Source organism: Kitasatospora albolonga, from assembly GCF_039535905.1.
Classification (GTDB): Bacteria; Actinomycetota; Actinomycetes; order Streptomycetales; family Streptomycetaceae; genus Kitasatospora; species Kitasatospora albolonga.
This window is the reverse complement of sequence record NZ_BAAAYB010000069.1, coordinates 1-21,276: the sequence shown is the minus strand read 5'-3', so window position 1 is coordinate 21,276 and position 21,276 is coordinate 1. Positions and strand designations below refer to the sequence as shown.

Sequence of the window (21,276 nt, the reverse complement as noted above, 5' to 3'; positions counted from 1 at the left end):
GGGCCGGGGCCGGGAGGCTTGCGGGCGTTGCGCGGGTTCTGCGCACAGGGGGCTGTTCTGCTCGTTCTGCTTCCGGATACTCGGCGGACGGGGGCTGACAGGACGCGAGGACGAACGTAGGGTGCCCGTCACCTGCGCCGTCCCGGAGAGAGGAGAGGAGCCCCGGATGAGACGTCCGCACTGGCCGCGCCGGGTCTTCGCCCAACTGCTGCTCGGCCAGACCGTGGTCACCCTCGGCGTGACGGCGCTGACCGCCGGGCTGCTGCTCGCCCCGGTCAGCCACGAGCTGGACCGGGACGCGATGGCCCGGGCGCTGTCCATCGCCCAGGCCACCGCCGCCGACGAGACCATCGCCCTGGCCGCCGCCGAGCGGGACTCCGCGACCGTCCAGCGCAACGCCGAGCAGATCCGCCTGGCCACCGACGCCAGCTTCGTGGTGGTCACCGACGCGGCCGGGCTGCGGCTCTCCCACACCGATCCGGCCCGGATCGGCCAGCGGGTCTCCACCGACCCGGAGCCCGCGCTGAACGGACGGAGCGTCACCGCCATCCAGCACGGCACCCTCGGGCGCACCGCCTGGGGCAAGGTGCCGCTGCGGCTGGCCGACGGCCGGATCGTCGGCGAGGTCTCGGTCGGGATCAGCGACCGGTCGATCCGCCGTCAACTGCTCGGCATGACCGACGGGATCGCCCTCTGCGCCGGCACCGGCCTGGTGGCCGGGACGGTCGCCACCCTGCTGCTGGCCCGGCGGCTCAAGCGGCGCACCCACAACATCGCGGTGGCCGACATCTCCGCCCTGCTGATCGAGCGGGAGGCGATGCTGCACGGCATCCGCGAGGGCGTGGTGGCGCTGGACGCCCGCGGCCGGATCCGGCTGGCCAACGACGAGGCCCGCCGCCTGCTGGCCCTCCCCGAGGACTGCACCGGGCGCCCGGTGGACGAGGTGCTGCCGCCCGGCCGCCCCGCCGACGTGCTGGCCGGCCGGGTCACCGGGGCGGACCTGCCCGCCGTCCGGGGTCAGCAGGTGCTGCTGATGAACCGGATGGCCACCGCCGACGGCGGTGCCGTCACCACCCTCCGCGACCGCACCGAACTGGAGTCGCTGGTCCGCGAGTTGGACCACACCCGGAGCCTCACCGAGGCCCTCCGGGCCCAGGACCACGAGCACGCCAACCGGCTGCACACCCTGCTCGGCCTGCTGGAGCTCGGCCTGCACGACCAGGCCGCCCAGTACCTCTGCGAGGAGTCCGGCACCCAGGCGGCGGTGGCCGCCCGGATCGCCGGACAGGTCCAGGACCCGCACGTGGCCGCGCTGCTCGCGGGCAAGACCGCGGTCGCCGCCGAACGGGGCACCCGGCTGACGGTCACCCCGGACAGCCACCTGCCGGACGCGGCGGCCGACGCCCGGATGCTCGCCGCCGTTCTCGGCAACCTGCTCGACAACGCGCTGGAGTCCGCGGCCCGTTCGGTGGAGGTCTCCCTCCTCGCCGACGGGCCGCGCCTGCGCCTGACCGTCTCCGACGACGGCCCGGGCGTACCGCCCGACCTGCGCGAGCGGGTCTTCGAGGAGGGCTGGACCAGCAAACGGGCCCCCGCCCACCGCCCGCGCGGCCTCGGCCTCCCCCTGGTCCGCCGTCAGGTCGAGCGCGCGGGCGGCTCGGTGACCGTCGGACGGTCCGCCTCCGGCGGAGCGGAGTTCGCCGTCGACCTACCCGAGGCCCTGCTGACCGCCCCGCCCGCGGAGCACCCGAACCCGCTCCCCTCCCCCCTCCCCCACCCCGCAGGAGCCCCCCGGTGATCGACGTGCTCGTGGTGGACGACGACTTCCGGGTGGCCCAGGTGCACGCCGCGTACGTCGCCAAGGTCCCCGGGTTCCGGGTCTCCGGGCAGGCCCACAGCGCCGCCGAGGCCGCCGCCGCGCTCCGCCGCACCCCGGCCGACCTGATCCTGCTGGACCATCACCTCCCGGACCGCACCGGCCTGGAGCTGATCCGCGACCTCCAGTCCGCCGGGATCGGCTGCGACGTGATGATGGTGACCGCCGCCCGCGACGTCTCCACGGTCCAGGCCGCGATGCGGCACGGCGCACTGCAGTACCTGGTCAAGCCGTTCACCTTCGCCGGACTGCGGGAGAAGCTCACCGCCTACGCCGAGCTGCGCCAGGCCCTCACCGGCCCGGCCGCCCGGGAGACCTGCCAGGCCGAGGTGGACCGGCTGTTCGCCACCCTCCGCACCGCCGACCCCGCCGCGACCCGCCCTCCCCAAGGGCCACTCCGCCCCCACCACCGACCTGGTGCTGGCCGCCCTGCGCCGCACCCCGGGCCCGCTCTCCGCCCAGGACGTCGCCGACCGCACCGGTCTCAGCCGCTCCACCGCCCAGCGCTACCTCAAGCAGCTCGAACGCGACGGCCGCCTGCGCCTCTCCCTGCGCTACGGCGACACCGGCCGCCCCGAACACCGCTACCTGCTGGCGGCCCCGCCCGCCCGCTGAGCCCGCCCGCGGTCCGCGAACCAGCAGGTCAGCGCGGTCGTGCCGAGCAGCACCGCCATCGCCCGCAGCAGCGCCGACTCGTAGGTGGCGTCGGTGACCGCCCGCACCGCCAGGTACGCGGCCACCAGCCCGGCCGCCCCGCCGACGAGCAGCCACGGCAGCGCGGCACCGGCCCGGCCGCCCAGCCCCTGACGGAGCGCCAGCACCCCGACCAGCCCCCCGGCCAGCGCGCCGAGCAGCGGGGTGCCGAAGGCCACGCTGTAGCGGACGGCCAGCGCGGGCACCAGGAAGTAGGCCAGCGACCAGCGCAGCACCCCCTCCAGTGCCGCGGCCGTCTCCCCGCCGTCCGCTCCCGGCCACCGGTCGACCGCCCGGGTGGCCCCGAACACCCCCACCAGAGCGAGCAGCAGCGAGGGCCACCGTGCCCCCAGGTGCCCAAGGTTGTAGAGCAGCGCGGTGTCGTAGACCACCAGCACCAGCTGCCCCAGTGCCCACAGCCCGAGCGTGAATCCCAGCAGTCCGACCGCCCCGAGCCGCCGCTCCCCACCGGTCTCCCGCCGGGCCAGCGCGGTGACCATCAGCGGGGTGACCAGGCAGGAGGCCGCCCGCACCACCAGGTCCTGCCCGGTCCACGGGTTGTGCAGGTCCCGCTCGACCACGCAGAAGACCGCCGTGTAGGAGAGTGCGGCGGCCCACACCAGCGGCCGCGAGCCGAGCAGCCGGCGGTAGAGCCCCGGGCTGAGCAGCCGCAGCACCGTGCCGTAGGCGAACAGCACGAGGGGCAGCTCCAGGAAGGCCTGCACCCGGAGCACGGTGACCGCGAACAGCCCGGGCACCGGCAGCCGTTCGGCCAGCCACTCCACCACCGGGTTCCCCACCGGCTGGGCGAACCACCCCTCGGGCAGGTACCGGGTGACGTACGAGGGGTCGCCGTCGTGCACCCGCAGCAGGTAGGCGGCGCAGAGCAGTTGGTTGAGGAGGACCAGCGCGACCACCACGGTGAGGGCCGCCGCCGGGCCCGCGGTCCGGCCGGCGCGGGCCCGCTCCCGGCCGCGTACGACGCGGGGGACGGCGCGGACCGCGAAGCCGGTGGCGAAGGCGACCGCGCCGTCGACGAGCAGGGCGGTGGGCGTCATCCGGCCGACGGTACCGGCAGGAGGTGAGGGCCCCTCAGGCGGCCCCGGCGCCGGTCAGGCGGCCCCGGCGCCGGTCAGGGCGCGGACCTCCAACTCGGCGTAGCCGTCCGGGTCGGCGGGCTCGCGGGAGGTGACGGTGCCGAGCCAGCCGGCCAGGAATCCGACCGGGATGGCGACCAGGCCCGGGTTCTCCAGCGGGAACCAGTGGAAGTCCAGGCCCGGCAGGACGGACGTCCGGGAGCCGGAGACCACCGGGGAGAAGACCACCAGCAGCACCGCCGTGGTCAGCCCCGCGGCCACCGACCAGACCGCACCGCGGGTGGTGAAGCGCCGCCAGAAGAGGCTGTAGAGCAGCGTCGGGAGGTTGGCCGAGGCGGCCACCGCGAAGGCCAGGCCGACCAGGAAGGCCACGTTCAGCCGCTGGGCGAAGAGGCTGAGCACGATCGCCAGCGCCCCGATCAGCACCGCCGCGCCCCGGGCCACCAGCACCTCCTGACGCGCCGTCACCTCGGCTCCGCCCCGGGCCCGGCGCCAGACCCCGAGGTAGAGGTCGTGCGCGAAGGCCGCGGAGGAGGCCAGCGTCAGCCCGGCCACCACGGCCAGGATGGTGGCGAAGGCGATGGCCGAGATCAGCGCGAAGAGCAGCAGCCCACCGGTGGAGGAGGCCCCTCCGCCGAGCACCTGGGCGAGCAGCGGGACGGCCGTGTTCCCCGCCGGGTTGTCGGCGCGGACGGCGGCGCTGCCGACCAGGGCGGCGGCGCCGAGGCCGAGCACGATGGCCATCAGGTAGAAGCCGCCGATCAGGCCGATCGCCCAGACCGTGGAGCGCCGGGCGGCCCGGGCGGTGGGCACGGTGTAGAAGCGCGAGAGGATGTGCGGGAGCCCGGCCGTGCCGAGCACCAGGGCCAGGCCGAGCGAGATCAGGTCGAGCCGGCTGGCCGTGGTGGCCCCGTACTTGAGGCCGGGCCGCAGGTACGCGGAGCCGGCGCCGCTGTGCTCGGCGGCGGAGCGCATCAGCCCGGCCAGGTCTCCCCGGAAGCGGATCAGCACCAGCACGGTGAGCAGCACCGAACCGGCCACCAGCAGCACGGCCTTGACGATCTGGATCCAGGTGGTGGCCTTCATCCCGCCCACCGTGACGTAGACGATCATCAGCCCGCCGACCGCGACGATCGCCCAGGTCTTGGCCGCCCCGCTGCCGGTGCCCAGCAGCAGCGCCACCAGACTGCCAGCCCCGACCATCTGGGCGACCAGGTAGAGCAGGGAGACCACCACGCTGGCGCTGCCCACGGCGGCCCGCACCGGGCGTCGGCGCAGCCGGACCGCCAGCACGTCGGCCAGGGTGTACCTCCCGGCGTTGCGCACCAGTTCGGCGACCAGCATCAGCACGGCCAGCCAGGCCACCAGGAAGCCGACGCTGTACAGCACCCCGTCGTAGCCGTAGAGCGCGATCAGGCCGGTGACGCCGAGGAAGGAGGCGGCGGAGAGGTAGTCCCCGGAGAGCGCGAAGCCGTTCTGCAGCGGGCTGAACTCGCGGCCGCCGGTGTAGAACTCCTCGGCGGCCTGGCCGCGGCGTCCGGCCCAGAGGGTGATGGCGAGGGTGACCAGCACGATCACCGCGAACAGGCCGACCGCCAGGTGGTGCCGGGTGCCGGTCATCGGAGCTGGTCCTGGGTGTCCCAGCGCAGCTCCAGGGCGGCGGCGTCCCGGCGGGTGCGGGCGTGCCGCACGTAGAGCCAGGTGAGCAGGAAGGTGGAGCCGAACTGGAGCAGGCCGAGCAGCCAGGCCACGTTCACCGGCCCGGCCAGCTGACGCGCCATCAGGCCCGGTGCCGCGACCTGGGCCACCAGGTAGAGCAGGTACCAGCCGAGGAAGGCGCCGGTGGCCGGGAAGACGAAGCCGCGGTAGCCGCGGCGGATCTGCTGGAAGGCCTCGCTCTCCTGGACCGCGAGGTACACCTCGGCCTGCGGTCGTGCCGCCCGTTCTCGTACCTGCTGCTGTGCCACGGGCTGCTCCACGATCGGCGTCGGCGCGCGGAGGCCGAACCCGGAGGCCGGTCCTCCGGTACGCCCGGATCGTTCAAGGATGGGATGGTCCGTCCCGTCTGCGCCGGGGCTTTGCAGATACGTTCACCCAAACAGGTGAGCCCCCGTCGGCTGACGGGGGCTCACTTCGGGTGCGGGGGCTCAGGCGTCGATGCGCGAGCGGTCCAGGGTGGCCGCCGAGTCGACGATGAACTCCTTGCGCGGGGCGACGTCGTTGCCCATCAGCAGGTCGAAGATCCTCTCGGCCTGCTCCAGGTCTCCCAGGTTGATCCGGCGCAGGGTGCGGTGGCGCGGGTCCATGGTGGTCTCCGCCAGCTGGTCCGCGTCCATCTCGCCGAGGCCCTTGTACCGCTGCACCGGCTCCTTCCAGCGCTGCCCCTTGCGCTGGAACTCCAGCAGGGTGGAGCGCAGTTCGGCGTCCGAGTAGGTGTAGTGGTACTTGTCCTGGCCGCGCTTGGGGCTGGTCAGCTCGATCCGGTGCAGCGGGGGCACGGCGGCGAACACCCGGCCCTGCTCGACCATCGGCCGCATGTAGCGCTGGAACAGCGTCAGCAGCAGGCAGCGGATGTGCGAACCGTCGACGTCGGCGTCGGCCATGAAGATGACCCGGCCGTAGCGGGCCTGGTCGATGTCGAAGGTGCGGCCCGAACCGGCCCCTATCACCTGGATGATCGAGGCGCACTCGGCGTTCTTCAGCATGTCCGAGACTGAGGCCTTCTGGACGTTGAGGATCTTGCCGCGGATCGGCAGCAGCGCCTGGAACTCGGAGTTGCGGGCCAGCTTGGCGGTGCCGAGCGCGGAGTCGCCCTCGACGATGAAGAGCTCGCTGCGCTCCACGTCGTCGCTGCGGCAGTCGGCCAGCTTGGCGGGCAGCGAGGAGGTCTCCAGCGCGGTCTTCCGGCGCTGCGCCTCCTTGTGCTGACGGGCCGCCACCCGGGTGCGGGCGGCGGCCGCGACCTTCTCCAGCACGGCGCGGGCCTGGAGCTTCTCGTCCTTCTTGGTGGAGGCCAGGAAGTTCTTCAACTCCTTGGCCACCACGGCCGCGACGATCCGGTTGGCCGCCGAGGTGCCGAGCACCTCCTTGGTCTGGCCCTCGAACTGCGGCTCGGCGAGGCGGACGGTGACCACCGCGGTCAGGCCCTCGGTGGCGTCGTCCTTGGTGACGTCGTCCTCGGCGACCCGGAGCACCTTGGCCGCGCGCAGCGCCTCGTTCACCGTCTTGGCCAGCGAACGCTCGAAGCCGGTGACGTGGGTGCCGCCCTTGGGGGTGGCGATGATGTTGACGAAGGAGCGCAGGGTGGTGTCGTAGCCGGCGCCCCAGCGCAGCGCGATGTCCACCCCGAGCTGGCGGGTGACCTCGGTCGGGGTCATGTGGCCGAGCTCGTCCAGCACCGGGACGGTCTCCTTGAAGGAACCCTCGCCCTGCAGGCGCAGCACGTCGCAGACCGGCTTGTCCGGGGCGAGGTACTCGCAGAACTCACCGATGCCGCCGTCGTAGCGGAAGGTGTCCTGCTGGACCTTCTCGCTCTCCGTCAGACGCTCGTCACGGACCAGGATGGTCAGGCCGGGCACCAGGAACGCGGTCTGCCGGGCCCGGGCGTGCAGGGTCTCCAGCGAGAGCTTCGCGTCCTTGAGGAAGATCTGCCGGTCGGCCCAGTAGCGGATCCGGGTGCCGGTGCGGCCGCGCGGGGCCTTCCCCTTCTTGGTCATCCCGCTGCCGGCCTCGAACGGCGCGTCCGGGCTGAGCTCGGTGAAGATGCCGGGGGTGCCGCGCCGGAAGCTGATCGCGTGCACGTGCCCGCCGCGGTCCACCTCGACGTCGAGCCGGGCCGACAGCGCGTTGACCACCGAGGCGCCGACGCCGTGCAGACCGCCGGAGGCCGCGTAGGAGCCGCCGCCGAACTTGCCGCCGGCGTGCAGCTTGGTCATCACGACCTCGACGCCGGAGAGCCCGGTCTTGGGCTCCACGTCGACCGGGATGCCGCGGCCGTTGTCCTTCACCTCGACCGAGCCGTCCTCGTGCAGGACCACCTCGATCCTGTCGCAGTGCCCGCCCAGGGCCTCGTCCACCGCGTTGTCGATGATCTCCCAGAGGCAGTGCATCAGACCGCGGCTGTCGGTGGAGCCGATGTACATGCCGGGGCGCTTGCGGACCGCCTCCAGCCCCTCCAGGACGAGCAGGTGCCGAGCGGTGTAGTTGGAACCGTCGTCTCCGGCCAGCAGGGCGGACGACGCGGTCGGTTCGGCGCTCACGCGGTGTGCACTCCTCAATGACGTTCTGACTCGTCTTACTTCGGCCCGCCGTCAGGCGGCCGACCCCCACAGTGTTCCCAATGCCTGAGACACATCGGGCCCGGCCTCCGCAGCTTGTACGCGCTGCGCGAACAAGAGCCGGCCCGTTTCCGGCGGCACCGGAACGCCATCTCCACCTGCCACCACGGCTCCTGTCGGACCGTCGGCCCCGGGGCAGGCGGCGGAGCAGCCGTTATGCAGGCTACCGGTGTCGTGGACGGGGCTTATGCTCCAACCCAGCAGAGGATTATGCTACGCGGACCTCGACCCCCGACCCGTTCGGGAGTTCGAGCCGAATGGCGAGTCCTGGAAGTCGACAGGCATGAACCGCCGACGGCCTGGGCACGTCCTCATCAACAACACAGCAGAATCCTCAGAGAAGAAAAGCCACGAGCGGGAACGTTTTCGGCCTGGTTGGATGTTGACCCTGGTACGACAGCTCGTCGAGCTAGAGAAGAGGCGACGTGACTACTGTTCTGACCCCTGCGAGCCCGCTCACCGCGGCTGACCGCTGCGACCGCTGCGGCGCCCAGGCCTACCTGCGCGTCGTACTCGCGAGCGGCGGAGAGCTGCTCTTCTGCGCCCACCACGGGCGGAAGTTCGAGCCGGAGCTGAAGAAGATCGCCGTCGAGATACACGACGAGACCGGTCGCCTCACCGAGACCAGCACCAGCGCCTCCGAAGACGAGCGCTGAGCCCAGGGGCCCGCACAGGCGGGCCCGGCTGGCTCACCGGCGGAGCCGGACGGCACCCCTCCTCCCGGAGGGTGGCCGTCCGGCTCTGCTGCGTTTCCCGGGCCGGCATCGAGTGATGTCCGACACTCCGTCAGCTCCCCGACCCCCAGCGGCGTGGGCAGCGCCGGAGCGTGCCCGGGCAAGCACGGAGCGCGGCGGCGACGGGAGCACGTGGCGGCCCTGATCCGTCCCGGGTCCGACTCAGATCCTGGAGTGCACCGCGTCCGAGACGGCCGCGACCCGGGTGTAGACCCCGGGGTAGCGCGCATCCGCGCAGCCGGTGCCCCAGGAGACCAGCCCGACCAGTCGGCCCTGCACCACCAACGGCCCGCCGCTGTCGCCCTGGCAGGCGTCCTTGCCGCCCTTCTGCTCGCCGGCGCAGACCATCACCCGGGGGTCGTAGGAGCCGTCCCTGCCCTGCCGGTAGGCGTCCCCGCAGACCTGGTCGGAGACGATCGGCACGTCCACCGAGCGCAGGGTCCGGGAGTAGCTGCCGTTGCCCTGGGTGTCGCCCCAGCCGAAGACGGTGGCCCGGGTGCCCGGAGCGTACGGGTCGGCCTCGCCCTGTCCCACCAGCTCGATCACCGGGCGGTCGCCCTGGTCCTCGGCCAGCGTGAGCACCGCCACGTCGTTGAGGTTGCGGGCGAAGTCGTACGAGGTGTGCACCCAGATCTCGCGCACCTCCACCTCGCGGCCGACGCCGGTGCGGCCCAGGTCGTCCCGACCGACGATCACCCGCAGGCCCGGGCGGTTCACCCGCTGGCCGTTGGACTCGTCGTAGAAGCAGTGCGCGGCGGTGGCCACCTTGGTCGGCGAGATCAGCGCGCCGCCGCAGAACTGACCCGATCGCGCGCTCCCGAACTGCTGACGGCTCGCCAGGGCGACCATCCAGGGCACCTGTTGGGTGCTCACGTTCTGACCGCCGACGATGCGGCGCTGCGCGTTCGCCGGGCCGGCCGCACCCAGGGCGATCAGCGGGGCCGGCAGGGAGGCGAGCAGCGCCAGGGCGACGGCCCGGCGGTGACGGCGGCGGGTCGGCGGGGTCGGGCGGGCGTCCGTGATGGGCGGCACCGAGGTCTCCAAGATCGGTCGGCGGACAGCAACCGGCACAGCGTAGTGGAGCCGTCACCCACCGTGCTGGCGCCCGCGCCGGGTGTACCCGGACGGGCGACCTGACGCTCCCTCGGCTGACGCAGCGTCGTCCTGCGGACGCCAGGACACCGGAACCGCGCAGCGCCGGGACGGCGGAACGCCGGAAGGCCCGGAGCGGTGGTGAACCGCTCCGGGCCTTCCGGTGTGTGTCCGTCCCGGGATCAGTCCAGGTAGTCGCGCAGGACCTGCGAGCGCGACGGGTGGCGCAGCTTGGACATGGTCTTGGACTCGATCTGGCGGATGCGCTCGCGCGTCACGCCGTAGACCTTGCCGATCTCGTCCAGGGTCTTCGGCTGGCCGTCGGTGAGGCCGAAGCGCATCGAGACGACGCCCGCCTCACGCTCGCTGAGCGTGTCCAGGACGGAGTGCAGCTGCTCCTGGAGGAGGGTGAAGGAGACCGCGTCGGCCGGGACGACCGCCTCGGAGTCCTCGATCAGGTCACCGAACTCGCTGTCGCCGTCCTCGCCGAGCGGGGTGTGCAGGGAGATCGGCTCGCGGCCGTACTTCTGGACCTCGATGACCTTCTCGGGGGTCATGTCGAGTTCCTTGGCCAGCTCCTCCGGGGTGGGCTCGCGGCCCAGGTCCTGGAGCATCTGGCGCTGGACGCGGGCCAGCTTGTTGATGACCTCGACCATGTGCACCGGGATGCGGATGGTGCGGGCCTGGTCGGCCATCGCGCGGGTGATGGCCTGACGGATCCACCAGGTCGCGTAGGTCGAGAACTTGTAGCCCTTGGTGTAGTCGAACTTCTCGACCGCACGGATCAGACCGAGGTTGCCCTCCTGGATCAGGTCCAGGAAGAGCATGCCGCGGCCGGTGTAGCGCTTGGCCAGCGAGACCACCAGGCGGAGGTTGGCCTCCAGCAGGTGGTTCTTGGCCCGGCGGCCGTCCTCGGCGATGATCTCCAGCTCGCGCTTGAGCTTCGGGGCGAGCTTGTCGGCGGCCGAGAGCTTGTCCTCGGCGAACAGGCCGGCCTCGATGCGCTTGGCGAGCTCGACCTCCTGCTCGGCGTTGAGCAGCGGGACCTTGCCGATCTGCTTCAGGTAGTCCTTCACCGGGTCCGCGGTGGCACCGGCGACGGCGACCTGCTGGGCCGGGGCGTCGTCCTCGTCGTCGTCGGAGAGCACGAAGCCCTGGTCCGACTCCTCCTCGGGGGTCTCCGGGCCGGCTTCCTTGTCACCGGGCAGGGCGACGTCCTCGAGCAGCTCCTCCTCGCCGAGCAGCTCCTCCTCGCCGTCCTTGGAGGTGGACTTGGTGGCGGCAGTCTTCTTGGCCGCCGTCTTCTTGGCGGGGGCGGCGGCCTTCTTGGCCACCGCCTTCTTGGCGGGGGCGGCAACCTTCTTGGCCACGGCCGCACGCACCTCGGTGCCCTCGCCGAAGCCCTCGACGGACTCGACCACGCGGACCTCGGGCACCACCGGGGCCGGCGCGGCCGGGGTGGCGGACGGCGCGATCCGCACCGGCGGCTTGGTCGGCGCCGACGGGGTGCGGGTGGTGACCGTCTTGGCGGCGGTGCGCTTGGCGGCGCTCTTGGTCGCGGTCGCCTTGCGCTTCGCGGCGGACGGCTCCGCCGCGCTGACCATGAGGTCCACACCCTCCTCAATCAGGACCTGATTGAGGCTGCGCATGACGTTCTTCCACTTGGTGACCGGGATCTGGTCCGCCTCGAAAGCCTGACGCACGTCGTCACCGGCGATCTGCCCCTGGGCCTTGCCCCGCTCGATGAGCGCCAGCAGAGCCGCGGACTCGGCGATCTCGGGGGGGAGCGAACGGGATGTGCTGGCCGACACGAACAACCTCTCGGACGATGAGTGAACTCGACACCAGTACCGGCCGCCGAGCCGACGGGAGCGGCCACGCGGAAGGCGCGCGGACCCGGTTCCGACCGGCTCGGGCTTGGGGACTGGGGTGTGCAGGACGGCAGCGGCGCCGCAGACCAACACAGCATTCTGACACGGTGGTGGTATTCCGGAGCCGCTTCCGCTCCGTACACATCGCCGCCGCTCCTCAAGTGTTACGCATGCCCTTGGTGGCGCCCGTCACACCGGGGCCCCGGGAGGGGCCGGTGCGGGGGTGCCGGGAGGTCCCGGGACGGCCATGGCCCCCCAGTCGCAGGGGAGAGCGACTGAAGGGCCATTGGGTACCGACGGATTTCCGTGCTCGGATCGTTGTCTTCCGGATGTCCTACGCATGTCTTCCGCGTGCGGATCCGTCTTCCGTGCGGATCGCTGCCGTCCGCGCGGGCCGGTGCTCGCGCCGGGTCAGTGCTCGCGCGGGGTCAGTGCTCGCGCGGGGCCGGGACGGAGTGCTCCACCTCGGGGTGGACGGTGAGCAGGGCGCGGACGGCGGCCTCGGCGGCGGTGCCGTCGCCGGTGCCGAGGGCGTCGACCAGGCGGGCGTGCAGGCTGACCGCCGAGTCGGACGGCCGCTCGCAGGAGGTGGCCGGGCCGCCGGAGACCTGGAGGGCGCAGCCGACGATGCCGGAGAGGTGCTCCAGCATGCGGTTCCCCGCCATCTGCAGGACCAGCGCGTGCAGCTCGATGTCGGCACGGCCGTAGCTGACCATGTCGCCCTGGGCTGCGGCGTGGCCCATCACCTCGGCCAGCTCGGTGAGGCGCTGCTGGACGTCCTCGCGACCGTGGCCGGCCGCGAGCCGGGCCGCCAGCGGCTCGATCGCCCAGCGCAGCTCGAAGAGCTCGCGGCGCTGCTCGTCGCGCTGCGGGCCGAAGGCGCGCCACTCGATGATGTCCGGGTCCAGCAGGTTCCAGTCGCCGACCGGGCGGACCCGGGTGCCGACGTTCGGCCGGGCGCTGACCAGGCCCTTGGCCTCCAGCACCCGCAGGGACTCGCGGACGACGGTGCGGGAGACCTCGAACCGCTGGCCGATCTCCTCCGGCACCAGCGGGCGGTCGGCGCCCAGGTCACCGGAGACGATCATCTGACCGAGCTGCTGGACCAGCTGGCCGTGCAGGCCGCGGCCCCGGCTGCTGGTGGTCTTGCGGCCGACCCGCAGGTCGACCTCGGAGCCCTCCCAGCGGGGGGCGGGCGGGGTGGGCCGTTCGGCGTAGGAGAAGCGGTCCAGCTCTCCGGGGACGACTGCGTCGGAGGGACGAGCTGCGTTCATGGTGGGGTGCGCAAGGGTACTCACAGCTCCTTTGTCGGCGATCGGCGGGCCCGCCTTGAGAATTCTCGTGAAAAGCACACGAAAGGGTGATCGCCCGTGACCGGACAATTGACTTCTTATCAGCCGTAATCCCCCAGATCGACGCGGTTGTACGGATCTTGGTGACGGGGTGTCACCGACCCTCTGAAGGGCGGTCGTTCACGCTTCGGCACGGGCGCGGCGGAGTGATCGACTCGGCGCGCTCCGGCTCGGAGCACTCCGAGTCAGAGCGCGACGAGTCAGAGCGCTCGACGGCGGAGTTGGGCGAGGACCGCCGCGACCAGGAGCAGGGCGAGCGGCGCCAGCACGGCCGCGACGAAGGCACCGTCCAGGGCCGGTGCCGCCCCCAACCGCTGCTGTGTCGACACACCCGGACCAGGTCCAGGCCGTACTGGACACGGGAGGAGCTCGCGGGCCTGGCCGGCCAGCCCCGGCCCGCTGCGGCGCAGCAGCAGGGCGAGCGCCGGTTCGAGCAGAGCGGGCACCGCGCCACAGCACCAGCAGGCCCGCCGCCGCCGCTCTCCGGATGCAGCGAGGTCAGCAGCAGGCCGGCCCAGCCGGCCAGCACCGTCAGGTCCGGCGAAGAGCGCGAGCGGACCGGAGCAGGTCGCCGAAGGCCGCTGCGGAGCGGTCGGTGAGCGTGCCTCGCACTTGGACGCCCGGGCGGGCGACGGCGAGCACCAGCGCGCGTTTGCACGGCGACGGTGACGGCGGCGAGCAGCAGATCACATCCGGCCCGGTGACGGCCAGCTTCGCGGTGACAGCCCCGAGCCGCGGACGAGGCGACACGGGCCGGCCACCAGGCCGGTGTGGCGCACCTGCAGTGCCCGTAGGAGAGGGCGCCGCACCCGAGGGCGCCCGCGCCAGAGGGCGGCGATCGGGAGCGTGCAGCAGCAGCGGGACCACGGCTCCCGTCAGGCAGCGGAGGCCGCCGGCCGCACCGAGCGGCCGGCGGGCAGTTGGCGCGCGCAGCACGGCGGCCACGGCGCGGCGTCGACCAGCAGGGCACGGACCCGAGCCAGGATCAGCCAGGTGGAGCGGAGTGCCGCGCAGGGCGGCGCAGCTCGTAGGCCAGTACGCCACGCACGGTCACTCGCTCCGGGGCTCGGGGGCGTTCGGTGGGGGCGGGGAGTTGCGTATTTGCGGGTCTCGGGGCTTTAGGGGGTCTGGGATCGGACGGGTTTTCCCCGTGGGGCGGAGGGAGGGGTGCGGGAGCGGCCGGGGGCGGGCGCTGTGACGAAGCCGGGGGCGGAACCTGGGAGTTCGTATCGCGGAAGAAGCTGAGGCCGCTCAGGTGATGGCTGCGAGGGCGTACCCGCCTCGGCCGGGCCCGGCTGGCCGGGTTTCTGTCGCCGGGGGGCCGTGGGTACGGCTCGGCCTGGTGTTGGGTGCCGGACGGGTTGCACCCCGGGAGCGATGGGGCGGCCCGAGCAGGACGGCGGTCTGTTCATGGGCTACGTGGTGAGTTTTGATGAGACCAGTGAGCAGAAGCGAAAAAAGACGAAAACAGGAAGAAAATTCTTTTCTTTTTTTTTGAGCAACAAAGGACGGACAAGCGTTGAAGAACGAGCAGGAAAGAGGGAAAAGGCGGGATCACAGGAAATAACTTGGTAGCTAAGAAGTCCGGCCGTGGTGACGGACGGAGGAGGTGACAGGGACGGACAGAGTGCACGCTGCGGAAGGGGCAAGTCGACTCTAACCTGGTCCCGTGGCCAGGCCGATGGGCCGAACGGACAAGGGTGGGGAACGTAAAGGAAGGCCAGGAGGAGGCTGGGAGCAAAGGGTGAGGGGACGGGCTGATAGAAACATAGGTACGGAGAGCATAGTGGAGCAGGATGAGGTGGAGGTAGGAGGTTAGCCGACATACGGTACGGTAAGAACGATCAAACACGGACGAGGCAGGGCAGACGTAGGCACGGTGCGACATGCGTAGGCCTGAGAGTAAGCAGGGAGGAACAGCATGGGACACAATAATGGAGGAGGACAGGAAAGAGAACCATTACGGGGAAGAAGAGGGGCGGAACAGGGTGAAAGAATGCGTCGGCCAAACAGGCACCTGAGGAGCGTCAAATAAAGGATTAAGGAAAGGTAGGAGAGACGCCTGAGGGGTGCGGGGTGGTGAAAGGAACAGAGTGATAAGGAGGCACGCAGAACGCCCCGCCGGAGCCGAAAGGAAGGAGTGGAAACACATCGATGTAGAGACGGGGAAGATGGAAAACTAGGTAGAGCCGTACAGAAGCAAGGGTGCACAGGGAGAAAAAGAGACAGCAGTCCGGCCGAAGAGAGGAGGCGGTCCCTGCCGCGGCGAGAACAGGACCCCCGCCCGAAGCCGGTTCTTTTTTTTTTTTTTTTTTTTTTTTTGCCGGACCGACACTCGGCACCAGCTGTGTAGTCTGCCTCAAGGGGGCGGAGGAAAGATGTGTAACGCCGGGACGAGCCGAATGACAGGGCCCTTCCCGGCACGGCCAGAATGTAGCGCAGGGACGTGGGGCCAGATGCAAGGGGTTTTTTCTGTTTTTTTTTTTTGCAACCCCTGCTCTCCCTTTTTTTTGTTTCTTTTCTTTTCTTTTGCAAGGACCTAGGGACAAGCAGGGACGCCGACCCCCCCGACCCCGCCCGCCCCCCTGGGGTGGCACGAGCTGATTCCTAGTCGCCGCGCGTTTTTTTTTTTTTTTTGAAATTTGTTCTTGTTTTTACGCCCCATTTTTTTTTTTTGCGCCGCCTCTCCCTTTGTCCTTTCCTGTGTTACCATCAGGCCGGAAGGCGCCCCCCCCCTTCGTCGCGCTCGCCCCGGCCCCCTCGCGCACGAGCACGGCGCTGGACAAGCCCCGGCGGGCCCGTCGACAGGTGAGCGACTCGGAGAAGTGGCCGGGGCGATCTCGGCGGTGGGACCTTGGTCAGTCCGGTGATCTGGATCATCGCACTGCTGCTCCGTCTACGGCCGACCGGGCAGCAGGAGCTGCTTGTCGTTCCCCTCCTCCGCTGGGAGCACGTAGGGCGAGCAGCAGTGGAAATGGGCATTACGGAGCGGAGCGGACGGCGTGGCCGCACCTCACTCGATCAGGGGACCAGTGCCCCTGGACGGAGTCGCGGTGGAGGCGGCTCAGGGACTCCGGGCGAAGCAGCGGCGGGTTGAGGCACCGTGGCCTACCGCCGGGCCCTTGAAGAGCTGCGCGGGACGGCCGCCCGACGGTCGTCGCTTGCAACCGCGTGGGCCAGAGGAAGCCCGGGGTCGCCGGTGACTTCCGGGAGACAGGTGTGCCACGGGCGGATCAGAGGACTCACCCCCCCAGAACCGCCTCGCTAGACCTCCCGGCGGAGCTCGCCGACGGTTGAACTCCGGCGGCAGAGGGCAGGCCTGGCACCAGGAGTCGAGGAGTCTCGATCTGTAGTTTCTTTTTATTTTTTTTTTTTTCAAGGGGCCCGCTGTCCACGCGCGTCCGGCGAGGATCTTCCCGTGGTCGAAGGCGAGCGGACCCCCTCCGCCGTGGCGTGGGGCCGATGAGAGTCGCCGACCGGCGCCCAAACGGGCCAGCGCTGGCTCGCCGCCGGGGCGGGGCGTGGGCAGGTCGGGGGCCAGGCGAGGTGGGCCGAGGCTGACCACCCGACATGCGGGGGTCGCACGATGCGGGTGCCCGTAGGTCGCGGAGCTGTCTCCAGGCAGGGCCCAGATGTGCGGGACCCTGGCCGGGGCGGAGGATAGGCGCGCAGGCCCGGTCCTCTCTGGCCAGCTCAGCCCGGACGGCCGACTCGAAACAGGCCCTCCGCCAGGCGGAAAAGGCACACGGGCAGTGCCACGTAAGACCTGGAACGGCGCCGACCCCGGCGGACGAGCCAAGGTAACAGTAGCCGACGTGACTGCACTGCCTGCACCACCAGGTCACAATCACAGTCGACAGCGCAACCGAGAACGCGCCGACCGGTGCATAGCCTGAGACTATGCGAGATCATAGTACGGTGCTCTCTGACGATAAGAACAGGGCCCGGACGGGCGGCTCCATCAGATCCTGGCTCCGTCCACGGAGCGCCAGGGAGGAGAGCCGCGGAGGGACGACTGTGCCCGGCGCCCCGGGGGGAGGGTCCCCTGGACGAGGTCGGGGCGAGCGTCGGCGAGGCGCCGCCCGGGCAGTACAGACGGGTGACGAGCTGGATGCGTCGTTGCTTCTTCGGAGGCCTTCCTCCACGACCGCGGACGCCGATCCAGGCTGATCCGCCGGAGAAGGGCTACCCCGGCCACCCGCAGGCCGCCGAGCTCCTAGGCCTCTACTCCCAGCGGGCGGGTGCTGGGCCCGGGCGGATCGGTGACCCGGCCGGACGGGACGGTGGGTCGGACCCGGCCCAGGCCCGCGACAGGTGCACGGCACGCAGCGGAGGAGAGCGCCGCGGGCGGCAGGCGGAGGGGATGCGGCACGGCGGCGCACACGGCGACCCGCTGCTCCCCCGCGTACTATCCTCGGCACCGGCCTTCGAACTGTGGCTGTTAGGCGTCGATTCAGGCCTCCAGCAGTATCCCGCGCCTCCCGCCGAAACTCCTGCCGCACTGACGGTGATAGGCCGACCACGCCTATTTACGCCGTTGCGTGGCACCCCGGACCCGCGACCGCTGCGGTGCCCCGAGCGGGTTGAACCGGCGGATCCGCCGGTAAAAACGAGGATACCGTCCAGGCCCCCTAGCCGCAGTCGAAATACGGCGGTGACAGGCCGGTGGGACAGCACCATGTTTTTTTTTTTTTTAGTTTTCTGCTCCCGTCGAGCAGGCCTCGTGCCGGTCGCCACTCCGGCGGCAGACGAGGTCCAGAGGTGGACGAAGGAGGAGGCCTTTTGTACGGTTCTTTTTGGGCAGCTTTTTCTGGCCGGTAGGGGCGAGCAGGGCCCGCCCTTCTTTTTTTTGGCAGCAACACGCCTTTTCGTCGATACACAGAAACTGCTCGCGGGAACTCCTCGCTAGACCGCAGCCCGGCCGCCAGGACCGCCACTCGGCGGCGCACGCGGACGCCCCCGCCCTCCCCCCCCCCACCCCCCCCCCACCTCCCACCCCGGTGCCTCCAGCAGTTCGGGCCGTCGCAGCAGCACGTATCAGCCTGTGGCTGTCCTGCTCCCGCAACTCCGAAGTTTTTTTTGTCTTTTTTTTGCAAATATTGCTTGTTTTTGCAACCCATGATGTGTGTTAATGTGGAGTGAAAAAGATTTCTTTTTTTGAGTAAAAATGAAGAATTTTTTTTTCTAAGAGGAAATTTTTTCGAAGACACTCGAGATCTTAAGGGCGCCCCTTCCAGGGAAGAAGGATGAAGAAGGGAAATGGAAGGAAGCAACGCTTCTTGGTGGTGTTTTTTTTTTTTTTTTTTGGGAGAAAAGGGTTGACACAGGGCTGAAGGAGTCAACAAGGGAAAAAAGGAGAAACGCAAGGAAAGGTGAAAGAACCAAGAAGTAGGGAGACCGGGCACAGACGGAGAAAGGAGCTGCGAAAAGAGGAAGGAAGGTAAACTGAGAGCAGTGGGGACCTTTGGTTGAGGTCCTTTCTGTCAGACGGACTGGATCGTGTGCGACGTTAAGTTCGCCGCTTGTGTCCACCGCCGTTTCCCCAGCTTCCGCCGACGACTCCGGCCAGGGCCTCAGCGCCACCTGCCTGGCGCCCGCAGGCGCCACGCCCCGCCGTCCGCCAGCCGCGCTGACGATAGAGCAGGGTGGCCGTGACCATGCCAGTCGCGACCGTGCAGGGGGGGGAAGCAGCCTCGGGCTCGCCGTGCCGGAGCGGGCCGGGGACACCCGGCCTGCGTACCTGGTATGGTCGCCTGTACGGGGTGCCAGACGAGCGGACGTTCAGTTCGCCCGCGACCCGCCGGGTCTGTCCGCGGCAGGTGAAGCCGCAGGCCGCCATGATGGCGTCGCGTGGTAGCAGCACCGACAACCGACCAGGCAGCAGCCCCGCGAGCACGGCGCTACAGGTCGTGGGGGAGGTGCAGTACACGATAAGCAGCCACGCGAGCGTCAAGGGAGCGGACAACATACGAGGGAAGGAGCTGGGTCGGTCGCCAAGCGAGGCACCTACGGGCCGCACGCAACAGGAGCACAGCGGACCACACCGGACGAGGCTCACAGCGTCCCGGTGGGCGGGTCGAGGGCCCGAGTTTTTTTTTCTGGCAGAGAAAGAGGGTATGCATGGATGGTGCTGAGACTTCGCACAGACCAACGGGCCGAGCCCGGCTGCAACTAAAGTAAAGCGGAGACACACCGCTCGGGCCAGGACGGCGTGCGGGAGGGGAAGAGGCCGCACACCACGGAGGCGCTGTGCTGCGGACCGGACCAGCGCAGGGCCGGCCGATGACCCGACCCGAGCAGCTGTCCCTCGCCCATGCAGCTGGCCCGCGGAGATCTCGGCGAGCTGGCGAGGGTCGTGTCCGAGGTGAAATCTCTAGCGGATTATCCGGGCCGGCCTGCCTGCTCCCCCGTGTTCCCCCCCGCAAACCCCGTCCACGGTCACCTCTTGACGCCGTGGTGGGTGGCAGGAGCCCCTTTCGACCGTCAGGCCTTTTTTTTTTTTGTCCTTTCTCTTTTTTGATCCGGGTTCACCGCGGCACCCGGACGCTGTCCAAGAGCGCGTCCTCGCGGCCCCCTCCCCCCCCTGGTCAGCGTGCCCTGGAGCGGGCAGCTGCCCATCCCGCCCCCCCTGAGGCCGCCATGCTCCATCGAGACCCCCACCCCTCTTCTCCCCCTCCCCTCCCCCCCACTCGTCGAGCGTTGCGGAACGCCCCTCCGAACGTTGGTAGAAGCCGTGCAGCGCCTGCCGCGGAGATGACGCAGACCAGCCGGAGAGACCCCCCATCCGCCGGTGGAGCTGACCGCAGAGGACCCGGACCCCAGGTGGCCACCCGAACCTGGTGAACAAGCCACACCATTATGCGCGTGGTTGACGCTTCTAGACCCCCTCCGGGACTAGGCGTGCCCTCGCCACCGCTGCCTGCTACCGTCGGCGGTCTGGTTCGCCACCACGCGCTTTCCTCCCCTTTTTTTTTTTCTTTTCTTTTTTTTGTTTTTTTTTTTGCCGCAGAGTTCCGAAAAGCCCGCCGGACTACGCGCCTGTCGCCGACCTTTATACTAGCACCGTGAGTCGCCAGTTCACGGTACAGGCGGGGTGAGCGGACAAACGCCCCGCCGAGATGCTCAAGGTCGAGTGGATCATCAAGCACACCTACAAGGGCGAACCTCAAAAAAAAACCCAACAAAAAAAAAAAAAAAAAAAAAAAAACTCAAAATGTGTGGAGTGCTGGCACCCGCACGGACTCGGCTACCTATCAAGAACTTCTAGCGACGGCGCCAGCGCGACATACGTGATCTGGCACCTTCACGTCAAACGCCTCCTCGAGGGGCCAACGGACGCTCTGTAGGAAGCGCGCGGTCGACGACAACGCCGCCGTTCAGTCGCAAGATCGACCGCTTCTGGTTTTTTTTTTAGTTGCGCTTTTTTTTGTTTCATTTGACTTCCCCCCCGCGAGTCGTGAAAAACGCGCGGCGTGGGCCGCACCCGAGCCCCCGGCGTGCGGCCCCGCCGTGCGTACCGGCGCTATCGCGCTCGGCGAGCAGGGCGGTCCGACGGTCGGAAGCCGTAACCGGCTAGTGTAGATCCGGGCCACGTTCTCGTCCCCGGCCGAAAGAGCAAGACCTGGGCTCCACACCCGGGCCCGTGAGCGCGTCTGGCCACCAAGGGCGGCAGTCGGCCCCCCTCGCCAACCCGGCGTACACCAGGCCCTAGCCCTGCGAGCGAGCGCTCGGTAAGGGGGGCCGATGCCGACCACCAATCTCGAGTGACCCCGACCCGACGGTGTGGCTGCTGGCCGCCGCAGAGGTTCGGTGCCGTCGGGGGCCGAATGCTGCGCGGCGGTGACGACTCACGAGTGAGCCGTACGCCGCCGGAGTATCCCGATTGGAGCCCCGAAGTCCGGCCGCGGCCGTCCTTCGTCTAGGCGCTCAACATAGGTGCCAGTCCATCGCGGCCTGTTCTGGTCCGAGAGCGGCGGTGCCCGATGGCGGAACTGAGCCGCCATCGCCGCAGGAGGGACTATGGCACACGCGAGGGACTGCGCCAGGCGCCGGCTTCCCTTCCGCGCAGAAACCACCCGGACAGTCCGCACAGCAGGCGGCGTGCCCCTTCGGCCTTCCCGCTCGATGTTGTCCTGCCCTCCGCAACGAGCACGGGGCCGGGACGACGAGCAACCATCAGCTGGGTGCGTGCGCGAGCCCGGTCGCCTCCACCCGCCGCGCCCGC

10 protein-coding genes and 1 pseudogene are annotated in these 21,276 nt (G+C 69.9%); 3 read left to right on the top strand and 8 right to left on the bottom strand.

Annotation, left to right across the window (positions count from 1 at the left end; all coding sequences use genetic code 11):
• Positions 1-166: 166 nt before the first annotated feature.
• Complete coding sequence (locus ABD946_RS17155) at positions 167-1,798, top strand: sensor histidine kinase (protein ID WP_345284475.1); 1,632 nt, start codon at positions 167-169, stop codon at positions 1,796-1,798.
• Positions 1,795-2,491, top strand: a pseudogene (locus ABD946_RS17150) (response regulator). Before ABD946_RS17155 ends, ABD946_RS17150 begins: the two are co-directional and overlap by 4 nt.
• On the opposite strand, the gene ABD946_RS17145 reads toward ABD946_RS17150, so the two are convergent.
• The 4 genes from ABD946_RS17145 to ABD946_RS17130 form a co-directional block, all read right to left on the bottom strand.
• A complete protein-coding gene (locus tag ABD946_RS17145; protein WP_345284474.1) occupies positions 2,461-3,627 on the bottom strand; it encodes a hypothetical protein in 1,167 nt (388 codons plus the stop codon). The pseudogene ABD946_RS17150 and the gene ABD946_RS17145 overlap by 31 nt on opposite strands.
• 54 nt (positions 3,628-3,681) lie before the next feature.
• A complete protein-coding gene (locus ABD946_RS17140) occupies positions 3,682-5,286 on the bottom strand; it encodes a solute symporter family protein (protein WP_345284473.1) in 1,605 nt (534 codons plus the stop codon).
• Complete coding sequence (locus ABD946_RS17135; protein WP_380149857.1) at positions 5,283-5,633, bottom strand: DUF485 domain-containing protein; 351 nt, start codon at positions 5,631-5,633, stop codon at positions 5,283-5,285. The genes ABD946_RS17140 and ABD946_RS17135 overlap by 4 nt, the downstream gene beginning before the upstream one ends.
• Positions 5,634-5,813: 180 nt before the next feature.
• Entirely contained in the window at positions 5,814-7,925 is a 2,112-nt protein-coding gene (locus ABD946_RS17130; RefSeq protein WP_345284472.1) for a DNA gyrase/topoisomerase IV subunit B, read from the bottom strand.
• Positions 7,926-8,428: 503 nt separating this feature from the next.
• Here ABD946_RS17130 and ABD946_RS17125 point away from each other — a divergent pair.
• Positions 8,429-8,659, top strand: a complete 231-nt coding sequence (locus ABD946_RS17125; protein ID WP_345284470.1) for a DUF7455 domain-containing protein — start codon at positions 8,429-8,431, stop codon at positions 8,657-8,659.
• Positions 8,660-8,899: 240 nt separating this feature from the next.
• On the opposite strand, the gene ABD946_RS17120 is transcribed toward ABD946_RS17125, so the two are convergent.
• From ABD946_RS17120 to ABD946_RS17105, 4 genes are all read right to left on the bottom strand, one after another.
• Positions 8,900-9,760, bottom strand: a complete 861-nt coding sequence (locus tag ABD946_RS17120; protein WP_380149867.1) for a S1 family peptidase — start codon at positions 9,758-9,760, stop codon at positions 8,900-8,902.
• A gap of 251 nt (positions 9,761-10,011) precedes the next feature.
• Positions 10,012-11,646, bottom strand: coding sequence for an RNA polymerase sigma factor (locus ABD946_RS17115; RefSeq protein ID WP_345284466.1), 1,635 nt, complete (start codon positions 11,644-11,646; stop codon positions 10,012-10,014).
• Positions 11,647-12,128: 482 nt separating this feature from the next.
• The gene (locus ABD946_RS17110) at positions 12,129-12,998 is read right to left on the bottom strand and encodes a FadR/GntR family transcriptional regulator (protein ID WP_345284464.1); all 870 of its coding nucleotides are present in this window, start codon (positions 12,996-12,998) and stop codon (positions 12,129-12,131) included.
• Positions 12,999-13,252: 254 nt separating this feature from the next.
• Positions 13,253-13,498 carry a hypothetical protein gene (locus ABD946_RS17105; protein WP_345284462.1) on the bottom strand — a complete coding sequence of 82 codons (246 nt, stop codon included), beginning with the start codon at positions 13,496-13,498 and terminating at the stop codon, positions 13,253-13,255.
• Positions 13,499-21,276 lie beyond the last annotated feature (7,778 nt).